Source organism: Clostridium tagluense, assembly GCF_003865095.1.
In the GTDB taxonomy this organism is placed as follows: domain Bacteria; phylum Bacillota; class Clostridia; order Clostridiales; family Clostridiaceae; genus Clostridium_AD; species Clostridium_AD tagluense.
In genome coordinates, this window is the sequence record NZ_BHYK01000019.1 from 15,228 (window position 1) to 38,974 (window position 23,747).

15 protein-coding genes and 1 other annotated feature are annotated in these 23,747 nt (G+C 30.6%); of the genes, 8 read left to right on the top strand and 7 right to left on the bottom strand.

The features are described from left to right. Positions 1 to 284: 284 nt before the first annotated feature. Entirely contained in the window at positions 285 to 1,448 is a 1,164-nt protein-coding gene (locus Ctaglu_RS15750) for an iron-containing alcohol dehydrogenase (protein ID WP_125003393.1), read from the bottom strand. Between the two features lie 239 nt (positions 1,449 to 1,687). Between Ctaglu_RS15750 and Ctaglu_RS15755 the strand changes: the two genes are divergently transcribed. The 3 genes from Ctaglu_RS15755 to Ctaglu_RS15765 all read left to right on the top strand — a co-directional run bounded on the left by Ctaglu_RS15755 (position 1,688) and on the right by Ctaglu_RS15765 (position 6,244). Further along, a complete protein-coding gene (locus tag Ctaglu_RS15755; RefSeq protein WP_125003396.1) occupies positions 1,688 to 2,398 on the top strand; it encodes an HAD family hydrolase in 711 nt (236 codons plus the stop codon). A 180-nt stretch (positions 2,399 to 2,578) separates the two neighbouring features. Beyond that, the gene (locus tag Ctaglu_RS15760) at positions 2,579 to 4,669 is read left to right on the top strand and encodes a helix-turn-helix domain-containing protein (protein ID WP_125003398.1); all 2,091 of its coding nucleotides are present in this window, start codon (positions 2,579 to 2,581) and stop codon (positions 4,667 to 4,669) included. A gap of 147 nt (positions 4,670 to 4,816) precedes the next feature. Next, complete coding sequence (locus tag Ctaglu_RS15765) at positions 4,817 to 6,244, top strand: MATE family efflux transporter (RefSeq protein WP_233439811.1); 1,428 nt, start codon at positions 4,817 to 4,819, stop codon at positions 6,242 to 6,244. A 182-nt stretch (positions 6,245 to 6,426) separates the two neighbouring features. Here the strand turns inward: Ctaglu_RS15765 and Ctaglu_RS15770 are convergent, their stop codons facing one another. From Ctaglu_RS15770 to Ctaglu_RS15785, 4 genes are all read right to left on the bottom strand, one after another. Beyond that, positions 6,427 to 6,957, bottom strand: a complete 531-nt coding sequence (locus Ctaglu_RS15770) for a GNAT family N-acetyltransferase (protein WP_125003400.1) — start codon at positions 6,955 to 6,957, stop codon at positions 6,427 to 6,429. A 92-nt stretch (positions 6,958 to 7,049) separates the two neighbouring features. Continuing rightward, positions 7,050 to 7,832 (bottom strand): class I SAM-dependent methyltransferase, encoded by a 783-nt coding sequence (locus Ctaglu_RS15775; RefSeq protein WP_125003402.1) that lies wholly within the window; start codon positions 7,830 to 7,832, stop codon positions 7,050 to 7,052. Between the two features lie 52 nt (positions 7,833 to 7,884). After that, positions 7,885 to 8,388, bottom strand: a complete 504-nt coding sequence (locus Ctaglu_RS15780; RefSeq protein ID WP_125003404.1) for a GNAT family N-acetyltransferase — start codon at positions 8,386 to 8,388, stop codon at positions 7,885 to 7,887. 323 nt (positions 8,389 to 8,711) lie between these two features. Continuing rightward, positions 8,712 to 9,860: a DUF4275 family protein gene (locus Ctaglu_RS15785; protein WP_185732742.1), complete on the bottom strand. Its 1,149-nt coding sequence runs from the start codon at positions 9,858 to 9,860 to the stop codon at positions 8,712 to 8,714. 240 nt (positions 9,861 to 10,100) lie between these two features. After that, positions 10,101 to 10,351: a binding site (T-box leader), on the top strand. A 60-nt stretch (positions 10,352 to 10,411) separates the two neighbouring features. Between Ctaglu_RS15785 and gltX the strand changes: the two genes are divergently transcribed. Next, positions 10,412 to 12,067, top strand: a complete 1,656-nt coding sequence (gltX, locus tag Ctaglu_RS15790; RefSeq protein ID WP_125003408.1) for a glutamate--tRNA ligase — start codon at positions 10,412 to 10,414, stop codon at positions 12,065 to 12,067. Between the two features lie 55 nt (positions 12,068 to 12,122). On the opposite strand, the gene abc-f is transcribed toward gltX, so the two are convergent. Further along, positions 12,123 to 13,916 (bottom strand): ribosomal protection-like ABC-F family protein, encoded by a 1,794-nt coding sequence (gene abc-f / locus Ctaglu_RS15795; RefSeq protein WP_125003410.1) that lies wholly within the window; start codon positions 13,914 to 13,916, stop codon positions 12,123 to 12,125. 1,056 nt (positions 13,917 to 14,972) lie between these two features. Here abc-f and Ctaglu_RS15800 point away from each other — a divergent pair. The 4 genes from Ctaglu_RS15800 (at position 14,973) to Ctaglu_RS15815 (ending at position 21,341) form a co-directional block, all read left to right on the top strand. Then, positions 14,973 to 17,582 (top strand): cation-translocating P-type ATPase, encoded by a 2,610-nt coding sequence (locus tag Ctaglu_RS15800; RefSeq protein ID WP_125003412.1) that lies wholly within the window; start codon positions 14,973 to 14,975, stop codon positions 17,580 to 17,582. Positions 17,583 to 17,788: 206 nt separating this feature from the next. Continuing rightward, positions 17,789 to 18,109 (top strand): PadR family transcriptional regulator, encoded by a 321-nt coding sequence (locus Ctaglu_RS15805; protein ID WP_125003414.1) that lies wholly within the window; start codon positions 17,789 to 17,791, stop codon positions 18,107 to 18,109. Positions 18,110 to 18,111: 2 nt separating this feature from the next. Beyond that, a complete protein-coding gene (locus Ctaglu_RS15810) occupies positions 18,112 to 18,810 on the top strand; it encodes a DUF1048 domain-containing protein (RefSeq protein ID WP_125003416.1) in 699 nt (232 codons plus the stop codon). A 32-nt stretch (positions 18,811 to 18,842) separates the two neighbouring features. Then, positions 18,843 to 21,341, top strand: coding sequence for an MBL fold metallo-hydrolase (locus Ctaglu_RS15815; protein ID WP_125003418.1), 2,499 nt, complete (start codon positions 18,843 to 18,845; stop codon positions 21,339 to 21,341). Positions 21,342 to 21,408: 67 nt separating this feature from the next. Here the strand turns inward: Ctaglu_RS15815 and Ctaglu_RS15820 are convergent, their stop codons facing one another. Continuing rightward, entirely contained in the window at positions 21,409 to 23,316 is a 1,908-nt protein-coding gene (locus Ctaglu_RS15820; protein ID WP_125003420.1) for an endonuclease MutS2, read from the bottom strand. Between the last annotated feature and the right edge of the window lie 431 nt (positions 23,317 to 23,747).

Here is a 23,747-nt window from a genome sequence, read left to right on the forward strand (position 1 = left end):
ATTATATCTCTAACAGAAGGATTATGTTCTATGAGGAGCTTTACCTTCTTAAATCAGAAACAGAAAAGGCAAGGATAGCCACAGTCAACAAATATTTAAAATTTGATGAAGAAGATGGTGTGAAACCTTTTAATAAACGAGAATACTTATTAGACCAACCCATCGTTAAAAATATAAAAGCTCCAAAATCTTAATACTTCTAAGATTTTGGAGCTTTTTATTCTTTAGGTATTTCCCAAAAATCACTAGTCATTATACTAGTCTATTTTTTGATATGCCTTATATTATAATGCTGCTCTAAATATACTAAGCACATCTTCTGCTTCTAAAACTCTGAAATTTCCTAGTTTACCTCTTCTTATAGATTGCTTTGCCATTTCTTCTAATTTCTCTTCATTGATGCCAACTTCCTTTAATGAAGAAGGAATTCCTAAGGAATTATAGTATTCTCTTGTTTTTTCAATTGCTGCGTTAGCTATTGCATATTTATCTCCATTTTTGTCAATATCCCAAACATTTACTCCATATTCAACAAATTTATCTAAAGTTGAATCATTTAAAATATATTTCATCCAGTGTGGTGTTAAAATTGCAAGACCCACTCCATGAGTAATATCATAGTATGCACTTAATTCATGTTCCATTGCATGAACACTCCACTCTGTTTCTTTACCGTAGCTTATAAGTCCATTTATTGCTAGACTTGAAGTCCACATTAAATTAGCTCTTGCTTCATAATTTTCTGGATCTTTTAGAGCTATTGGACCATATTTTATACAAGTTTTAAGCATTCCCTCAGCCATTCTATTTTGCAAAAATGCTTCTTTTGTACTGCTAAAGTATACCTCAAAAATATGACTAGTTATATCTGCAGTACCTGCTGCTGTTTGTTTTACAGGCAATGTGAATGTATAAGTAGGATCTAATATAGAGAACTTAGGTGCCATATCTTCGTGTCCTGTACCTAATTTTTCCTTTGTTTCAAAGTTTGTAATTACAGCTCCTGCATTCATTTCCGAACCAGTAGCCGCTAGTGTTAATATAGTAGCAAGTGGAAGCACTTTTTTAATTTTACTTGGATCTAGCACTATATCCCATGCATCTCCTTCATAGTAGTAAGCTGCTGCTATAACCTTTGCACAGTCAATAGAACTTCCGCCGCCTACTGCAAGTATAAGGTCTATTTTATTATCACGGCAAAGCTGAGCGCCTTTTCTTACGCTGGTTACTCTTGGGTTTGGTTCTACTCCTGCAAGCTCCCAAAAACTAATATTATTAGCTTTTAATATTCCAGTAATTTTGTCATGTAATCCACTTTTCTTTATGCTACCGCCTCCATAAACAAGCAATACCTTAGAACCGTAGTTTTTTATTTCCCTAGCAAGTACATTTATTTGATCTTTACCGAAAAACACCTTAGTTGGAATTGAATAATTAAAATTTTTCATTATTAATCTCTCCTTTTATTTTTAAACAAAGGGCATTCTCTCCCTTTATTAGAATTTTTATTGTACAAGTATTATTGTACTACTATAATCGTTTAATGCAAGTACACACTTTCTTGACATATAGTTACTATAATGATACCTATATTTTTCATTGACAAAATTCGAAATTAAACATAATATTTCTTTATTGCTTATAATATAAAATTTAATAATTATTCAAATTTAAGGGGTGTAAATAAATGAATACAATATTATTTGATCTTGATGGTACCTTACTTCCTATAGACATGATTCTATTTGAAAAACTATATTTTGAAGAGCTTTCAAAGGATTTTGCTGATATAATATCACCTAGTGAACTAGCTAAGAATATATGGAGTTCTACCAAAATCATGGTAGAAAACACAGAATATAAAACTAATGAAGAAATATTCATGGCTGACTTTACCACTAGAATGAATATGGAGCTTCCAGCCCTGCAAAAACGATTTGATGATTTTTATGATACAAGTTTTTTAAAAATCAAAGAATATGCACAAGATATTCAGTGTATAAAAGAAAGTGTTAAAATATTAAAGTCAAAGGGTTATACTGTTGCACTTGCCACAAATCCCCTATTTCCTGAAAAAGCTATTCATCATAGAATACGTTGGGCAGGTTTTCAGCCAGAAGATTTTTCATATGTTTCAACCTTTGAGAAAAATCATTATTGCAAGCCACAATTAAAGTATTATGAAGAGATATTAGAAGATATAGAAAAAAATCCTTATGACTGTTTAATGGTAGGAAATGATGTTCAAGAAGACTTAATAGCTAAAAAGCTTGGACTAAAGACATATTTAATAACAAATAATTTACTACATAGGACTGGTGAAGAAATAATAACTGACTATTCAGGTGAATACGAAGATTTTTATGAATACGTAAAAGACCTTCCCTCTCTTAGATAAAAAAGTCAGGGTGGATTAACAATTTTAAAACAAATTCTTAATCCACCCTATTTAAAATTTTTACTTCAAACTTTCCACTTGCAATATGGGTGGCACTTTTTTATCCATGATGTATAATATATATATATCAAATTTGCCACTTGCCACATGGGTGGCACCAAAGGCACTAAAGGAGATTAAATGAGAAAAGAATATATAAGTTTTATAAATGATTTACCTATAAACATCTCTCTAGAAAGTGTAACGGACTATCCAATACATTGGCATAACTCTATAGAAATAATTTTCGTGCTTGAGGGCAGTGTTAATGTACTTATAGAGTCAGGAAATTATGAAGTATACGAGAGTGAAATTGAGATTGTAAATTGTGATGAAGCCCATAGAATTTATTCAGATGTAAAAAATAAGGTTTTAATTTTTCACCTGGATCCTATATTTTTCGAAAAGTATTATGATGATATGAAAAATATTTATTTTTATACAAACTCTAGTGAAGAAGGCGCACAACAAGAAGAAAAGTATGATGTTCTAAGGAAATACTTATCTATTCTAGCTTGCGAAATAATACAAAAAAGTGAAAACTTTGATGATCAAATAGAGGCTGTTTTAGTAAAATTATTATTCCATTTAATTAATAAATTTCACTATCTTAATTATGATGAAAAAGATTTAAAAGAAAATGTAATACAATTTCAAAGGTATCATAGGATTAGAAAGTACATCTATAATAACTACATGAATAAAATTAGTTTACAGGATATAGCAAACCAAGAATATTTAAGTTCTTATTATTTATCTCATCAAATAAAAGAAATGGCTGGAACAAATTTTAGTGAACTCGTAAATATTGTACGAGTAGATGAATCTATTAAATTACTATTAGATACAGATAAAACTATCTCAGATATTTCTATGGATGTTGGTTTTTCTCATACTAGATATTACAATAAGAACTTTAAAGATCACTATAATTGTACTCCCCTACAATTCAGGAAAAAATATCATGTACCAGAGGGAGAATTTGATAGCTTCAAAAAAATGGATACACATGATTTATCTCAAACACTGGAATATATATCTTATTATTTAGAAGACTATGATAGGTTCAACTATACCAACAAAATTATAAAAATCCAAACAGACTCTCTGCTACCAGGTACAAACCTAGAACATAGCTGGAAGGAAAAAATAAACTTAGGGCAAGCAGAAGAACTTGTTAAAGCAGGGGAACAAGGATATCTGAGATCTATTCAAGAAGCTATAGGCTTTGAAAATGGTATAGTTCAGAACTTATTTGGAAAAGGGATGAAAGTATATTTTAATGAAAATGTAAAATTTTTAAATTGGAATGAAGTTGAAAAATTGTTAGAATTCTTAATGGATATATCCTTGGTTCCCTTAATAATTTTGAATCAAACCTTTGAAGATAAAAGCTCTTTTATAAAACTTTTAGAAAGCTTTATCATGTATTTTGCTGATATATATGGCATTGAGGTAGTTAAACTATGGAAATTCCAAGCATCAAGTGATTTATCTGTAGAGTATATAGATATTACAAGGGAAATTTTCGAAAAATATGAATTGCAGAATCTAATAGAAGATCCTTTTAATGTTCCTGAAACTATAAATACTATTTATGACTCATCCTACATGCTTCCATACATTATTCATAATTTTATTAGTGGCAATAATAATAGCTTACTTACTCTAAAGGCTTTTGATACTGTAGATGAAAATTCAATTTTAAATAATGAATTATTTTTTGGTTCACCAGGTCTCCTTACTTTAAATGGGATAAGAAAAGTTTCCTACTATGCTTATTATTTATTGTCAAAATTAGGAAACGAAGTTATAGACCAGGGTGATGGATACATTATCACAAGGCAAGATGAAGATATCCAGGTCTTACTTTACAGTTACAGTGATGAACTTAATAGTCTAATTAAGTTAGAAGATTTACCCAAGGGAAAGGGTAGTAAAAATATTACTGAGAGAAAGATATCCTTATCCATTAAAAATTTAGTTAATGACTATAAAGTTATTAAATATGAAATTGGTGAAAATTTCGGCTCAGCTTATGATATCTGGTTACGTATGGGTAAGCCAAAAAGGCTTGGTTATGACGAATGGAAAATTTTAACTAAAATTTCCACTCCTAATGTTTCTCTATCCTATGCTAAAAAAACAGCAGTTTATAATAATATAATAAAGATAGAAGGCTATGGTTCTACACTAATAGTTCTTCAAAAAGTACAAAAACACCTATTTTGAGGTGTTTTTTTGTTATTTCAGTATTGCGTAAAGTTGCATGTTAGCAATTTTGTACTTCTTATCTAGCAACCCTGTGAATGCTAATATATTCTTAATAGCGTAGAATAATACTATGGAAACAAAAATTTTTAAGGAGACGTGAATTTCATGACACTAGGTAACATGGCAGAAAGTAATAAAGCATTTGGCGAGGAAAAAATCGGGAAACTATTGTTAAAATTTTCTGTGCCAGCAATAATTTCTTTAATGGTAGCAGAAATGTACAACATGGTGGATTCTATGTTTTTAGGAAAAGCCATAGGAGCTGATGCTATTGGTGCTTTAACTATAGCCTTTCCAATTCAAAGATTATTTTTAGCTATATCTATGCTTATAGCTGTTGGTGCTTCTACCGCTGTGGCAAGAAGCTGTGGAGACGAAGATTTTGAAAATCTAAGGACTATCATACCTAATGCTATAGTTCTAATGCTTATAATGGTATCTATAATTGGTACTGGTATTTTTATTTTTCAAGATAAAATTTTAATTAGCCTAGGTGCTTCGGAAAAGATATTCCCTCTTGCAAAAGATTATGTAAGTATAATCTTAATTGGTGTGCTATTTCAATCCTTTACGCTAATTGCATCTTATATTATAACTGCCTTTGGTAACACTAAAATAGTTCTATTTAGTACTTCTATTGGTGCAATTTGCAACGTAATTATAGATTATCTTCTAATAAACGTATTTTCATATGGAGTAAAAGGAGCTGCTATAGCTACAGTAATATCTCAGATAATAGGTTTTATATATGTTCTAACTGTATTTATGAAAATAAAGAAGGAGTTAAATTTTTCTATTAAACTAACTCTTAATAAAGCAGTATCACTTGGAATAGTATATGTTGGGTTTTCAACATTTATAATAGAAATCTCAGATGCAGTGGTAGCTGCTATATTAAACAATTTGCTATCCTCCTATGGCGGAGATTTAGCAATTGTAACGGTTGGTTTAACTACAAGGGTTTCAATGTTTTTATTTATGACAGTAATGGGTATAAGCTCAGCTATGCAACCTATAGCTGCTTATAATTATGGTGCTGGAAATTATACCAGATTAAAAGAAGTTGTTAAAACTGCTGTAATTGCAGTATCTGTAAGTTCAACTATATTGTGGGCAATATTTATGATTTTTGCAGAATCACTTATAGGCATATTTATAAGTGATAGTGCTATTATAGTAGGAACAGCAAAGGCTTTTAGAATGGTTATAGCTGTATTCCCTTGCCTTGGAATATATTATCTGTCAATCTCATATTGCCAAGCTATAAATAGAGTTAAAGCATCTTTCAAGTTATCTATTTACAGGCAAATAGTAGTATTTATTCCACTAGTGTATGCGATTGTAGTAGGTTTAGACATGGGAGTCTTTGGAGCATGGCTTGCCTATCCCATATCCGATGTAATATCTTTTATTACAGCTACTATATTCATTAAATATACTTATACTTCTTTAGAAATACTAGAAATGCATCAAATTTATAAGAAAAACAAAGCTAAACTTATTAAATCTAGACTTGCTCCTGCAGGTATTTAAAAAATCTATATTTAAGTCATTTGAAAAAGAACAGACTAGTCAACTGGCTAGTCTGTTCTTTTTCAAATGCTTTATTTAATTACAATGATTCCATCGCCGTCATTAATCCTTAGGTCTTGCTGCTGATGCCTATTAATTCATCACCTACTGTGATGAAATATCCTCAAAACAGAAATACCCTTTTATGAAAAATATTCTTCGCTTAAAAGTCCCATAACAATTTCATCGTAATACTTTCCATCTCTGAATATTTCTTTTCTTAGTCTGCCTTCTTGTTTAAATCCACATTTTTCATAGCATCTAATTGCACGTTCATTAAAGGAATATACGTTCAATTTAATTTTGTGTATATTCATTTGCTCAAAAATAAACCTAATTAAAACCTTCATTGCATCAGTGCCATAGCCCTTACTCCAATAATCTTTATCCCCGATGAATATACCTACAACTATCACGCTGTTTTTCCAATCTATATCGTTTATCCCGCAACCACCTATATATTTGTTATCCTCTAATGTCTCTATGGCAAAACTGTATTTTTCCTTCGTACCTGACATTCCTTCAAACCATTTTTGTTCATCTTCAAAGGTAAATAAATAAGGAATTCCTGGGTGTAAGAGTCTCTTTACCTCAGGATCATTTATAAAATTTTGAGCTTGTTTCACATCTTCTTTTTTATACTCTCTTAATCTAATTTTTTTACCTGTATACATAATTATTTCCCTCCTGTATTCCTTAATAGTACATAACAATTATCAATTGCTATATCTCGTGTAGCCTATTATTAACAGGTACACCTCTAAACTTATATTTTTTCACATATATATAATCCATGTTGACTATATCCAATTAAACTGCTATCACTACATGTCATTAAGTGATATTCCATCCACTTTTCAAATTCCGCTCCGTTAAATTCGTTTAATTTATCACTAAACAGACCCACCAATCCATCAGTTCCAATATGACTAATCTTTGTTATATTAAAACTATCCATTAAATTTTCTATATCATCATATTTGGAATAGTAAAAGCAGTCTCTTTCATCACCATATTCTAATCCTGTTTTTACAATATTGTTCAAGCCCTCATCATTAATATTTTCTTTTTTTCTATTTATCATATTAACAAAAGTTGAAAATCTATTGATATAAGCCACTGCTAAAATTCCACCACTTTTTAGTACCCTTAAGCATTCATCTAAACATTGTATTTTTTCTTCTTCCACACTAAAATGATAAAGTGGTCCAAGACATAAAACTACATCGTAACTATTATCTTTAAACCCCCTTAAATTCTTAGCATCTCCAAGTACAATATCCATATCTAAGTCTTTATGTTTTGCTTTCTCTTTCATAATCTCAATATGCTTTGGCGTTATATCTAATGCAGTAACACTATGGCCTTTTTCTGCAAGACAAAATGAATATCTTCCTGTTCCTGCACCAACTTCTAGAATCCTTGCACCTGGTTTAACAATCTTATCTAAGTAATGCATAGTTGTAATAAACTCTATTTTATGTGCATTATCCTTAATAAGTCTCGCTTCCTCATCATATTTTTCATAATATTCTAATATACTTTTCATTATAATCCCCCTTAAACTCTACTTTTCAAAGAAATTAAAGCTAACTATAATTCTATATATTATATCTTGCCATTAGGTACTCATCATCATATTTACCATTTCTGATTATTGCGTATTTTTTTGTACCCTCTATTTTAAAACCTAGAGATTTATATAGATTTATTGCCTTTTCATTATCCGTAAAAACTCCCAATTCAATTCTAATAAGCATTAACCAATTATCACCTATATCAATTAAATCCATCATTAGAGCTCTACCTATTCCCATTCTATGATATTCTTTCCTAACCATTAATCCAATGCTTGCGGAATGTCTTACTCTATTTGATTTGTTTACTGACAGAGATGCAACTCCAACTACCCTTTTAACCCCATCTTCTTCTACCTCTGCTACTAGCATATGGTCATTATCTGTAAGTCCATTTATGAAGCCCTCAGTTCTTGTAACTCTTTCACTAGTTATACCCATTATGTTTTCTCGAACTCCATCCTGACGGCGCAACTCATTTATAAATACTGCATCTTCAATTTTTACTGGTCTAATAATAAAATCCATTTTAATCCCTCCTTGCATTCCTTTGTGGCAGATAACAATTCTCAATTGTTATCCCCCTCGTATTTTCTCTGAAGTAGATGGCAATTGTTAATTATTACTACTTAATTATAAAACAAAAAAACTCCACGAAATCACTTTGGAAGTGACTCCGTAGAGTTATCTACGTGTAGGAAAGTCCCTGTACCGCTAACATTTTGTTAGGTACACTCACTGTATATGTTATATATTATAACATTATCAATATATTGTCAATATGAAATTCATAAAAAGTGCAAAATATTCTCACTAGTATATCGCCAGCTTGCCACGTGGGCACTTATTCCTTAGTTTGAATGAAAATATGGACCACAAGTTACTCTTTCATGTGTTAGCACGTAGGTCCAAGTAAAATCTTCATTGGTTACATAAATATCATTAAAATAATCAATATTCTCTGCAGTAAATTTCTCAGCATTATTTAAACGATAACAAGTTGTTCCCTCATTAAAGAATAAATATAATGTTTCTTTTTTAATTTTAATTAAATCTGCATTTGCCTCTTCTCTTTGCACGCATGACAACTTTCCATAGCTAAATATATGCCAAAGACATTGGTCTAGGTTAGCATCACTGACATCTATATTTCGAGTAAAAGTTTCAAGCCATTTACTTCGAAGTTCATCTGCTTTTGAATAATGAACATCTTTATCAGAATATAACTTTGTCAACGCAATACCTTTTTCTTCTAATCCCCTTAAGAAGCTATTATAGTAAGTTATATTTAATTCCCTACAGTTAATTGTTACTTCATTTCTGTGTTCCACTGAATTATAAGTTAATTCATCAATGCAAATAAATTCCATAAAATTATTTTGTATATGAATTGTATAATTAAAATCATCTAGCTTTTTAATATCTAAATATCCAATCCCCTGCTTATCAAAGTACTCTAAATTATCACAGTCGTCTCCAATACATTTTTCAGCATAAACATTACAAAGACGTAATTCTACAGCGGTTTCTCCTAAATTCCCTTTCATTAAATGAAAAATATAATTGCTACCTTCTTTCTTTATAGATAGTGCTGAGCCATTAAGGTTAGGCCACTGCCCTTCACAGTATTGTATTAGTTCTTTTCCACCAGCTATACTGTCAGGTGCAAAAACTTCTTTAAGTACTGCATATCCTTTAGGAATCCTTTGGCGTTCAAAAAAAACGCTGTTATTTAGTAATTCTCCTTTTTGTGATGGTACTATTGCCCTTTTAAATACTATGTAAAATCCAAATTCATCTTGTCCTATTTGAATAATTGACCCTTCAATAACCTGATCTGATTTAAGCTTTATGTTATATATTCTATTTTTTTCGAAAATTATATTACATGGTTCGGATAACCATATACGTTTAGCGTTAAATGCTAATTCATCGTAATCTTTCATATTTACATACTTATTATTATTTACTGCCTTTATTATATTAATTGAAATTTCCATAAACCCTCCATTTCGCATATTGTGAATCTACCTTTAGACTAATTAAATAATATAAAACCATTGTTTGCCTATTTAAATATACAGAATATCAATCCAAACATCAAGTATTTAACAAAACTACATATAAATTCTTGAAACCCACTTTAAAGGATTTTATGAAAAAAGCTTCATCATAAAATCTTGTATGTTGACATTATAAATAATGAATGTATAATTGTAGTTGAATAATAAAATTTAAACATAAATGCAATGAAAGAGAAAAGTAAGTATATTTCAATTTAAAGAGAACCAATGATGGTGGAAATTTGGTATTTGAAACTACAGAAAGAAGCTCTGGAGCATTGGACTGAAACATTTGAGTAAGTCCAACGGTAGCTTTCCGTTATAAAAGTACAGTATGATTTATACTGTTAATAAGTGGATTTAGGTATTGCAAGATGCCTTTACATCAATTTAGGTGGTACCGCGGAAGTTTACCTTTCGTCCTATATAGTATAGGATGAGAGGTTTTTTTTGCGGTTAAATAATATTAACAAGAAAGGATGATTAAAATGGATTATACTAAATTAGCAGATTTACTGCTTCCTAGCATTGACAAAACTCCAGAATACTATTCTAATCTCTACCCAGAAAGAAACCTTAAACAAGGTGCTATGGTTACAAGATATGCTCCTAGCCCAACTGGTTTTCAGCATCTTGGAGGAGTATTCGCGGCGCTTATATCTGAGAGGGTGGCTCATCAGAGTGAAGGAATATTCTACTTTAGAGTAGAAGACACTGATAAGAAAAGAGAGGTAGTTGGTGCCATTGAAGATAGTATTACCACTCTACGCGATTTTGGAATTTTCTTTGATGAAGGAATGGTGGATTCTAATAGTGAAAAAGGTGCTTATGGGCCTTACAAGCAAAGTGATAGGATGGAAATATATCATGCCTTCGTTAAAGATTTAATAAAAAAAGGCTTAGCTTACCCTTGCTTTTGCACGGAAGAAGAATTAAATGCCACAAGGGAAATTCAGCAAGAGCAAAAAATCAATACAGGGTATCATGGAAAATGGGCTATTCACAGAAATGCCACTTTCGATGAAATTACTGACAATTTAGCAAAAGGCAAACCTTTTGTTATAAGACTTAAATCTCCTGGCGATCCAAATAAAAGAGTAATTTGTAATGATTTAATTAAAGGTGATATAAGTATGCCAGAAAATGACCAAGATATTGTGTTACTTAAAACCAATGGTCTTCCAACCTACCATTTAGCTCATGCTGTAGATGACCATTTAATGAGAACGACCCATGTTATACGTGGGGAAGAATGGTTCTCTTCTCTACCTATACATTTGCAATTATTTGAAATGTTAGGCTTTACTGCTCCAAAATATGCTCACATACCTACAATCATGAAAATGGATGGAACATCAAAACGTAAGCTTAGTAAAAGAAAAGACCCTGAAATTCGCGTAGATTATTATAAAACTGAGGGATATCCGCTTATATCTGTAACTGAGTATCTTGTAAATTTAGTTAACTCTAATTTTCAAGAATGGAGATCTGCAAACGTAGATGAGCCTTGTACAAACTTTAATATTATCCTTGAAAATATGAGCAAAAGCGGTGCACTATTTGATATTTTAAAACTTAACGATATGAGTAAAGATATTATAGCTGCTATGAGCGCAGGTACAGTTTATGACTTATACCTTGCTTGGGCTAAAGAAAACGATACTGCAACTTCCGATATACTTACCAAGCATGAGGATTATGCAAAACAAATATTTAATATTGAAAGAGAAAATGAAAAGCCAAGAAAAGATTTTGTAAAATGGCTAGATGTAAAAGAACATATTGAATATTTCTTCGATGATTTTTATAAAAATAGTATTAGTGCTGGCACTAATTTCCCTGAACAAATAACAATGGAAGACGTGAAAATAATCCTTAGGGACTATATAGCTATATATAATCATTGTGATGATGCGGATACTTGGTTTTCACGTGTTAAAGAACTTTCTGAAAAACTTGGATATGCAAAAAACGGAAGAGTTTATAAAAAGAATCCCGAATTATATAAAGGTTTAATTTCTGATGTTGCAACCGTTATTAGAGTTGCTTTAACTAACAGAACGCAAACTCAGGATTTATATGAAGTAATGCAGGTTATGGGTGAAAAACGTGTTATTGAAAGATTAAGTCAAGATTTCCTTTAATAAATAAAGAACTTGCCACTTGCCACTTGGGTGGCACCTGCAAGTTCTTTATGATTTATACTTTTTTATTTAAACCATTGTCATTAGAAATGGCATACTTACATTCTCTTAATTTTTCATAAGTACCTAGGAATTTTTCCTGAGTTTCAATCTTTGAATACTCAAGTAAATTCACATCACTTAATTTACCACATAAAAAAGCTAGTTCACATTCAAGTTGTAGAATTTCATCCTTAATTTTATCATAATTAACATTTGCGGTTACATTGTCTTTCATTTCAGCTTTCTTATTTAAATAATAATCATAATCACCTTCATATGTTATTATCTTTTGATTATCTATCTCAAAGATTTTTGTAGCCAAACTATTAATAAAATATCTATCGTGGGATACAAAAAGTATTGTGCCTTCATACTGCTTTAAAACCTCTTCTATATTTTCTTTAGAAACTGTGTCCATATAATTTGTAGGCTCATCTAATATAAGTATATCACTTCCTGATAATAATAGTTTTGCAAAAGCAACCCTACATTTTTCGCCCATACTAAGCTTAGTTATAGCTTTAAAAACATCCTCCGATTTAAATAACAAAGAACCTAACATTAGTCTAGCATCATTTCTACAAATACCCAGTGACATAACTTCATCAAGTATCCTATTGTCATAATTTAAATTTTCAAGCTCCTGTGAGAAATAAGCAAGCCTTATAGAAGGTGGTATATAAACTGTACCTGAATTAGGTTTTTCACTTCCTATAATCATTTTTAGAAGAGTTATTTTACCTGATCCATTAGAGCCTAAAAGGGCTACTTTGTCCCCTTTTTTAAGGTTGCATGCTGCATTATCAAATATGACTTTACTGTCAAAGCTCTTCTTCAACCTATTTATTCTAATTAAATAATTGGGAAGTTTACTTTTGTTTATATTATTTTTATTAATGAGATAAAAAGCCGCTGGAATATTTGCTTTATATGGATCTATTTTATTCTCTAAAATTTTTTCTAGTTTTTTCTCTTTTGACCATACTGTATTCATGTGCTTTCCAGCAAGTTTTCTTAAATGGTCATTAGTTCCTGCGGATTTATGAGCTTTATCAAACCATTGTCTCTGTTCTTGTATTACTTTTCCTAGATGTTTAATTTCTCTTTGCTGTTTTGAATGTTCTTTATTAATATTTGCAATGTTTATATTCTTTTGATATTTGTAATGACTATAATTTCCACTATATTCTTCAATTTTATCATAGTTCATCTCAAAAATTTTATTCACAGTATTATCCAAAAACAACCTATCATGTGAAATTATAATTATAGTTTTGTTAAGCTTACTTAGAAAATTTTCCAACCATTTTATAGCATCTACATCAAGATGATTTGTAGGCTCATCAAGAATTAATACCTCTGGATCATTCATAAGCACTAAACAAATGGAAAGCTTAGTTTTTTCTCCGCCACTTAGTTTTGATATTTTTTTCTTTAGATCTTTATCATTAAATCCCATATCAGTTAGGGACTTTTTGAGAGCTTTTTCATAAGTTAAGTTTTTATCCTGGGAATACTTATAGATATATTTAGTTTTATATTTTTGGATTTTTTCAGACAAAGTAATATCTTCATCAAAATCGCTACTTTGTTTTAAGTACCCTATTTTTATATCGCTAGGAAGAATTTCAACGGTACCAGAATCACAATTTTCTTCTTCTACTAATATTTTTATAAGTGTAGTCTTCCCTATACCATTTATACCAATAATTCCAACTTTATCTTTATCATTTATTTTGCCACTAATATTTTGGAAAATTGTCTTTCCTTCATATATCTTAGTTATATTTTTAAACAAAATTGTCATAAAATCACCTCACTTTAATAATTTAACTATATTTATAATTATACTAATTGAGATTATCTACTCATCGCCTCTACTTATCCTCCCTAATTCAAAAAATTCAATATCAAAATATTTATTATATAAAACAAAAAGCCTGTAAATGAATAACATCATTTACAGGCTTAAAGCTAATATCATATAAAGTTTTCTCATTAACAAAACATCTTGTTATTGCGTAAAAAATATAAAAATACTGTACTTAATAAGTACAGCATAAACTACCTAATCTACGTATGCTGGAAATCACTATTATCCTTCGTGAAAAACAGAAGTAAAATCTTAATTCACGTTAAATACATATAAATAAAAGTGACTTTCAAACAAAATATACATTAAAAGAAAATTAGCTGCCTATGTTATTCTTAAATTTAAAAGCAGTGGCATAAGCTAAAGCATAAATGCCATAACAAATGAACTTACATTAAATAAGTTAAAAAACTTTTGCTTTTAAAATTACTATTTAATTTAAATAGCCTATTAAAGAATAACTATAATCATTAATCTAATCTCCTTTTTCATTTTAATATTTTAATTCTATATACTTCTTTTTATAGTATATTATGTATTTATAATAATGTCAAATATATCATTGAAGGAATAGGAATATTTCTCAATAATTCTAAATATAATTGATGATATTCCAATTGAAGCATACACTGGAAGTCTATTTTTTCACTTAATTATTAAATCACATTTTGAAGGACATTTTTATATTTTCATTATTCATATTGACAAATATATCAGAACACATTAATATGTTAAGTATAGAGATTATGTACGGATTTCAAAATAATATATGTAGAGGGAGTAACTTCCTGCTTTTTTAAGCAGAATCAAAGTCGTCACCACGGATTAAATCCCGGCTTTGATAACTTCTAAAGTTTAGTAAGACTCTACAGCTGGTATTTATGCCAACTGTAGAGCCTTTTTATTTTACCCTGTTATTATAATCAATAAGTTTTATCTATACTAAAGGAATTGACACCATAAAAATAACCATTACGAGGGGGAATATTAATGAACATGTTTTATAAACAAACATCAGAAGAGGCGATGAGAACTCTGGGAGTTAGTGACAAAGGCCTAAATGATCTTGAAATAAAAAAACTGAGAGAAAAGCAGGGCTTTAATGAATTAACTGAAGGCGCTAGAAAAAGTAACCTACAGGTATTCCTAGAACAGTTTAAGGACTTTTTAGTAGTAATACTTTTAGGTGCCGCTCTTATATCAGCCTTCCTTGGTAAGTTTGAGAGTACACTTGTTATAATTGTAGTTGTTGTTATAAATGCTATTCTTGGAACTGTTCAGCATGTTAAAGCAGAACAATCTTTAAAAAGTCTTAAGGCCCTGTCCTCTCCTACAGCCAAGGTTTTAAGAAATGGACAAAAACTAGAAATCCCTTCAAGGGAATTGCTGATCGGAGATATCTTATATTTAGATGCAGGCGACTATGTAAGTGCCGATGGACGAATAATTGAAAACTACAGTCTTCAGATAAATGAAAGTTCATTAACAGGTGAGTCTGAAAGTGTTTTAAAGACAACTGATATAATAAATGAGGATAATGTAGCAATAGGTGATAAAAAAAATATTGTGTTTTCCGGAAGCTTTGTAACCTATGGAAGAGCTTTAATTTTAGTTACATCTATTGGAATGGAAACAGAGCTAGGTAAAATAGCTAACCTTTTAGAAACTGCAAAGGAAAAGAAGACTCCATTACAAGTTAACTTGGACAATTTCGGTAAAAAGCTTGCCTTTGTTATACTTGCAATATCAGCCCTTATTTTCGCCCTTAATGTATTCAGAGGTTATGCAATTATTGATTCCTTTATGTTTGCTGTATCTCTTGCTGTTGCTGCAATACCTGAAGCATTAAGTTCAATAGTAACAATAGTTCTTGCCATTGGAACACAAAAGATGTCTCGTGAAAATGCTGTTGTAAGAAAACTTCATGCAGTTGAAAGCTTAGGAAGTATTTCAGTAATATGCTCAGACAAAACTGGAACGCTAACACAGAATAAAATGACTGTACAAAAGGTATATGTTGATGAAAAAGTACTGTCTCATGATGAACTTGACCATGATAAGCTTTTAGAAAAGAATCTTGTACTAATGGCACTATTATGTAATGATGCTATAACTGTTAAAGACAAAGAGATTGGAGATCCCACTGAGGTTGCACTTGTAAACCTAGGTGAAGTATATGATTTGGACGAGCTAGATATCAGAAAAGACTATCCAAGAGTTTCTGAAGTACCCTTTGATTCTGATAGAAAGCTAATGAGTACAGCAAATAAACTTGAAGAGAAAACCTTTATGATAACCAAGGGTGCGCTTGATGTACTTTTATTAAGATCTATAAGTATTGTTACATCAAGTGGAGTTAAAACACTGACTGCGAATGATAAAAAAGAGATTGAAAGAGTAAATAAGGAGTTTTCCGAAAGTGGACTCAGAGTTTTAGCCTTTGCTTATAAAGAAATTGAAAATGAAAAAACAATAGGTATTGAAGATGAAAATGACTTGATATTTGTAGGTCTAATTTCCATGATGGACCCTCCAAGAATAGAATCTGCTACAGCAGTTGCAGACTGTATAAGGTCTGGCATTAAGCCAGTAATGATAACTGGAGATCATAAGATAACCGCCTCTGCCATAGCGAAGCAAATTGGTATATTAACTAATGAATCTGTTGCTATAGAAGGCTATGAAATTGACTCCTTAAGCGATGAAGAGCTTAAAACTAAAGTAGAACATATTTCTGTATATGCAAGAGTATCCCCTGAGCACAAGATAAGAATAGTAAGAGCATGGCAGGAAAGAGGAAATATCGTCGCAATGACCGGTGATGGCGTAAATGATGCCCCTGCACTAAAACAAGCAGATATTGGTATCGCTATGGGAATAACAGGTACTGAGGTTGCTAAAGATGCTGCTTCTATAGTACTTATGGATGATAATTTTTCAACCATTGTAAAGGCAATTTCCAATGGAAGAAGTATATACTCAAACATAAAAAATTCAATTAAGTTTTTATTATCTGGAAATACCGCAGCTGTGATTTCAGTTCTTTATACTTCACTTGCAGCGCTCCCAATGCCTTTTGCACCAGTTCATCTTCTATTTATCAACCTGGTTACAGATAGTCTTCCAGCTATTGCAATAGGACTTGAACCTCATAATAAAAATATAATGAATGAAAAACCTAGAGATATAAATTCACCTATATTAAATAAATCCTTTTCAATAGAAGTATTAATTGAAGGATTAATTATTGCACTAGGTACAATGACAGCATTCCATATAGGATTATCAACCGGCGATACGCTGGCTTCCAGCACAATGGCCTTTGCAACACTGTGTTTTTCAAGACTGCTCCATGGATTTAACTCGAGATCACAACAATCCATATTTAAAATAGGAGTTTTCTCAAATAAATATTTGTGGATTGCAACCATACTCGGGTATTTACTTTTAGAATTTGTTTTAAGCTTTAAGCCACTTATGGGAGTTTTTGAGGTAGCTCCCTTAACAATAAACCAACGTGCTATAGTATACGGACTATCCCTTATGCCTCTAATTTTGATCCAAACATATAAACTATTATTTGTAAAAGCTAATAAGTAATATACTATAGTCTAGAATAACCATTAAATGCTGTTGAAAGATGTTAATCTCTTTCAGCAGCATTTTTATAATACAGGTGACAGCAAGAGTGGCAAGTTTTTCAAAGAACATTGCACCATTGATAAAATATTTAACTACTTGACAATGCAAAATGCGTAGGATAATATTAACATATAGCTATTTGGTAATACAAAGTAGGTGATGAATTGGCAAACGGTACACAAATACTAAAGGGGTTATTAGAGGGTTGCATTTTAAAAATAGTTAAAGAAAATGAAACTTACGGATATGAAATATGTGAAAGATTAGTAAACTACGGCTTCAAAGATATTACAGAAGGCAGTGTTTACCCTATATTAATACGCCTTGAAAAGAAAAAATTAATATATTCTATTATGAAAAACTCACCTTTTGGGCCTAAGCGAAAATATTATTATTTAACGAATGAAGGAGCAGAGGAGTTCCAAATTTTTGTTGTTTCATGGAAGGTCATAAAAACAAATGTAGATAGAGTATTGGGGGAATAATTATGATTAGAACTATTATATTAATGTTTAAAAGAAACAAGCTCACAAAGGAACTGAATGATAGAGACTTAAAGAATTTTAATGATATTACTAAGTACATTGGAATGTCATCTTTACGTCTAATAGAACAAGAGGTAATATTTCAACAAGTACTAGATATGATACTCCAAGCAAAAAGTGAAGGTAAATTTGCAAGTGAAGTTATCGGTGACGATATAAAAGGCTTTTGTGATTCAATAATTGAAGAATCAAACTACAATAAAAGTGTTTTTCACAAATGTTTTAATAATATAGAAATTATTTTACAAACAGGATTTATTTACTATTTAATAATGTTTATATTTGATATAATTTTAAATGGAGGGGGTAATTCTTTTAAAAACCAAAATCTGTTTAATATAGATCTAATTGACTTCATAGCTAATTTTGTAGTTATATATCTACTAATCTTTATGATAATAAGGAAGCAAATTTTCAAAAAAAAGAAAAACAAGATAGATTTATCTTGGGTATTTTGGGTTATGTGTACATATTTGATTTTTAGTGTAGAGAATATGATTAAGGCTAAATTCCCACAATTAGCTACTGCACATATAATTCCATATGAGAATAAAATTCTTTTATTAATTATATTTTTAATAGCCTTTGGACGCGATATATGTTATCGCATAAAAAGTATTAGTAGAAATTTTCAAAAATAAATAATTATCTATACAAGAGGAAGTGACTTAATATGAAACTATCTTTTTTAGGTGGAGCCTATGAAATCGGTGCTAGTTGCATTTTATTTGAAATTGACAATAAAAATATATTAATGGATTCTGGCATACGTCAAAGTGCCACTAAAGATCCCTTACCTGATTTCAGAACAATACAAGAAATGGGTGGAGTAGATGCTATTATAATTAGTCACGCCCATTTGGACCATATCGGCAGTTTGCCTATGATAAGCAAAGAATATCCTAGTGCTAGGATATATATGAATAATATGACTAAAGATTTAGTGAGAGTATTGCTATATGATAGTCTTAAAATAATGAACAACAGAGATGCTGAAATTCCACTATATGCCGAGGTAGATGTAGAAAATATGTTAAATAGAATCTTTACTGTAAATTATGAAGTGCCCTTTGAAATTCTTGATAATTTAAAGCTCACCTTCTATAATGCTGGCCATATAGCAGGCGCAAGCTGTATATATTTGCAAGGTAGTGAAGGCTCATTATTTTATAGCGGTGATTTTTCATTATTTTCTCAAAAGTCAGTAGAAGGTGCAAAAGTCCCTAGGTTAAGACCTGATATTGGTATTTTCGAATGCACTTATGCGGATAAACTACATTCAAATAGAGAAATTGAGGAAGATCGCCTTATAGATATTGTTAATGATTGTACTCGCAACAGCGGAAAAATGATAATTCCAGCTTTTGCCTTAGGTCGTGCGCAGGAAGTTATACTTATACTTAAAAAAGCTATGAATTCTAAGAAATTAAAAAAAGTTAATATCTACATAGATGGTATGGTAAAAGACATTAATAGAGTTTACAAGTTCAATCCCCTTTACCTTAAAAACACTTTAGGCAAAAAGGTTTTAAGAGGCGTGGAGCCTTTTTATGATGATAATATTATACCAGTAAAAAATAAAGAACAAAGAGAAACCCTGCTTGATTCTAAAGAAAGCTGCATTATAATATCTAGTTCTGGTATGCTTACAGGAGGTCCTAGCCAATTCTATGCTGAAAAAATTGCTGCTATGGACAATGGCTATATAGTTATAACAGGCTATCAAGATGAAGAATCTCCCGGAAGAAAACTTTTAAATTTATTAGAAACCAACAAAGAGGATAGAACTCTCGAAATAAACGGTAAAATCATTCCCGTGAAATGCAGAGTAGAAAGAGTAGGCCTATCCGCTCATGGAGATAAAAGTGAAATCCAAGCTCTCATAGCAAAGCTCACTCCTGATAATGTATTTTTAGTCCATGGTGATAGTGAAGTTATTAATACCTTTGCAAATGAAGCTGCAAAAGATATTAGAGGAAAACTTTTCGCGCCTAAATCTGGAGAATGCTTTGACATAGAAATTAAAACTCCAAGAAAACAGTTAAGCAAACAAATTCCTTTTGTTATGAAATCAAAGGAACCTCTAAATAAAGAAAATATTAAATTACTATGGAGTTTTGTTTACGAAAAATATAGGGATAAATTTTTTACTATCGAAGAATTAACTTTCATATGGGGTGGTTCAAAAATTCTTAAAGTCTCAGAAGTTGACAACTTTAGATTTCAACTTTTAGATTCCCCTTATTTTGAAAGTGATTTAAGACGGCTTTTCTTATTTAAAGCTAGAACTTCCGAAGACGTAAGGTTGGATTTAGAGCCTAAAACATTAAAAGCCAACGAAATAACTGCCCTGGCTTTCGAGTGTTTAAGTGCCTTTAAATATAAAAAACTAGGTTTAAATCAAGAAGAAAGAGTAGCAATTTTATATTTTGACTTTCCTAAATCAGTAGATAACTCTATCCATAAAACTATTAAGGAACTTGAAGAAAAAACAGGATGGAAATTTGAAATAAATGAGCAAATCAATTTACAGTCTTCTGATAATCTTATAAAAAGCTTATTAAAAAATGCTGATATAAAAAAAATTTCCTGTCATCTTAATGAAAATAAGATAGTAGTAGCACTAAAATCATCTTTTGAAATCTCTACCGAATTAGAGGAATTCAAGAACCTCACTGGTGTAAATTTAGTAGTTCAAAGTGAAAGTACCGACTTATCAAATTCTATGTCAACTGACATAGATGCTATATTCAATGAACACAACAAAGCTCCTTTAGAGCAAAATGTAGCTTTTCAGCTTATTGATGATGCTTTTATGTATGAAGAATTTAAACCGTATAAAAAAAGTATAAAGCATAACCATATTGGTAAATTTATAGAACTTACTTTTATTTCACCAATTATTGGTAGAAAATATCTTCATAAATTTGAAGCTCTATCAAAAGAAATAGCCTGGAATATAAACATAGCAACTTCTGTTAATCAAAACGCTATTATAAATTTAGCAGTGCAGCTATGCGATGAAAATAAGGTGAACTTAAAAAAGAATCCTGCCTTTAATGGTGCTGCTTTAAAAGTTATTTTAAAGTGTGAGAATATAGATGAGGATATCTTCCTAAAAATCAAAGAAACTTTTGAATATAACACAGGATGCACATTAGAACTTGGATAAAATTCAGAATAAAAAAGTAGGGTGCCATCCATCTGCAACTTGCCCTGTGGATGACACCCTACTTTTTTTAGTTTACCCTACTACTGCTTATTTCCTTTTGAATCTTTTTCAATGCCTTCTTAGATCCTCTCTCAAGGTCTCTTTCTAATTTTCGCTTTTCATAATCCATAAATAATATATTAAAATCATAATCCTCTGGGTACAAATCCTCAGCCTTTAGCTCTAATTTTAATCTTTTTTCATTAACCTCTAGGAAGTCATCTTTATATAACACTGTTATATTATTAAAACTATCTATTGCTTTATAAACTATGGCAAAGTCCATATACTCCATAAGCAGCACCCTATCACCTATTTTATAATCATACGTTTTGCTGTTAATAATGTCTTCTTCATCTTTTTTCTTTTTAACCTTACTATCTTTTACTAACTCTAAATTATAATTCTTATCCTCTGCATACTTTTTTGCTTTTTCAAGAATAGAATCCCTTATTCCCATTTTCTTAGAAATCCAAAGTGCATTACTCTCTCCTGATTTACCTATGATTAGCTTATACAGTGGCTCCAATGTATTGTTTTCAAACTGCATTGCTGCATTTTCAAAGTCACCATGCCTTTTAGAAAAGTTTTTAATTTCTCCATAATGAGTGGTAGCCATTATGATGCACCCTTTATGATAAAGCTCTTCGAGTATTGCAATAGCAAGACCAGCCCCTTCATTAGGCTCAGTTCCACTTCCTATCTCATCACATAATATCAAAGAAGATCTATTGCTACTATTAATTATCTCTGCTAAATTTTTTACATGTGAAGAAAATGTGCTTAAGGAATTTTCTATGCTTTGATCATCTCCAATATCTACAAATATCTTTTCAAACACGGATATTTCAGTACCATTTTTACCTGCAATATGAAGTCCTGATTGTACAGCTAAAGTTAAAAGACCAACGGTTTTTAGCACCACAGTTTTACCACCAGCATTAGGTCCTGTTATTATTAAGGCCCTGTAATTTGTGCCAATGTTAAAGTCTAGTGGTACTATATTTCCTTTTAATAGTGGGTGCTTACCGTTAACAATGTTTATATATCCATAATCATTAATTTTAGGCTTTATTCCCTCTATGGCTCTACTATATTTAGCCTTAGCAAAAATCATATCATACTCTGCTATTACTTCTATATTAATTTTAATTTCCTTTGAATTATCAAATACTAATCCAGTTAGATGTGATAATATTTTATATTCCTCCATGGCCTCTTCAGATTTTAATACTACCAGCTCTGCTGTATTTTTTGATATAACACTAGGCTCTATAAATACCGTAGATCCTTTAGATGAAGTTTCTACAATTGTCCCTTGCACATGATTTTTAAAAGCTGCCTTTATAGGAATTGTATATCTCCCATTTCTTTTGCTTACAAAGAATTCTTGTATATAAGTTTTGTTGCTACTATTTTTTAAAAACTTGTCTAACTGTTCTTGTATTTTACTTTCTGCATTTTCTATATATCTTCTGATTTTTTTAAGCTCCTTACTAGCATTTGAATCTACTAAGCTACCTCTTACGGAAAATTCAATTTCTTCCTCGATGGATTTAAATTCTGTAATTGAATCCCCGTAACTGCTTAAAGTAGGGGCATAAAACTCTTTTCCCTTCATAAAATCTTTAATTTTTCTACAACCTCTTAAAAAGTTACAAAGCTTTGTTAACTCCTCTGGCTCTAATATTGCTCCTTTTTCCATATTCTCAATAATATTTTTTATATTGAATATTCCTTCTAAGGGAATGTGCCCGACCGTATCTAGTAAGGATCTTCCCTCACTAGTTTCGCTCAGCCTACTCTCCACAACTTTTAAACTGCTGCTCGGCTCTAACCTATCTATTAGATTTTTTCCAAGTCCACTCACACAATAAGACTTTACTATTTCCTTTAACTCATTATATTGCAATTTATTAAAAGTATTTATATTCATTTTTATCTCTCCTCATATTAACATTTTTGTTCTATGAAGATACTACGCCATAGATAGATTTCATTACCACTCTCTCTTTAGAATGGTTAACTAACTTTGCAAACACTTTTATTTATCTGCAAAATAAAAAAAGCCGTGGATACTACCACAGCTAAAAATACGTAACTTCATAAAAGATAGATTGATCTATCTCTTCTTACTATAACGGTACTTTGCGGAATTGTATCTTCATAGATCCTACTAAATAAATCCATAACAAATAAAGGTATACTACACCCCTTTTGAATGATTTATTTAATTATAAAATTTAATCTATTTGGATACTAACACGCTCATAAAGCACCTCATTCTTTTATTTTAACAAAATCTATCTGATGTTATTTTATTACATTTTATGTGTATTGTCAACTATCTTTTAAACTTACCAGGTG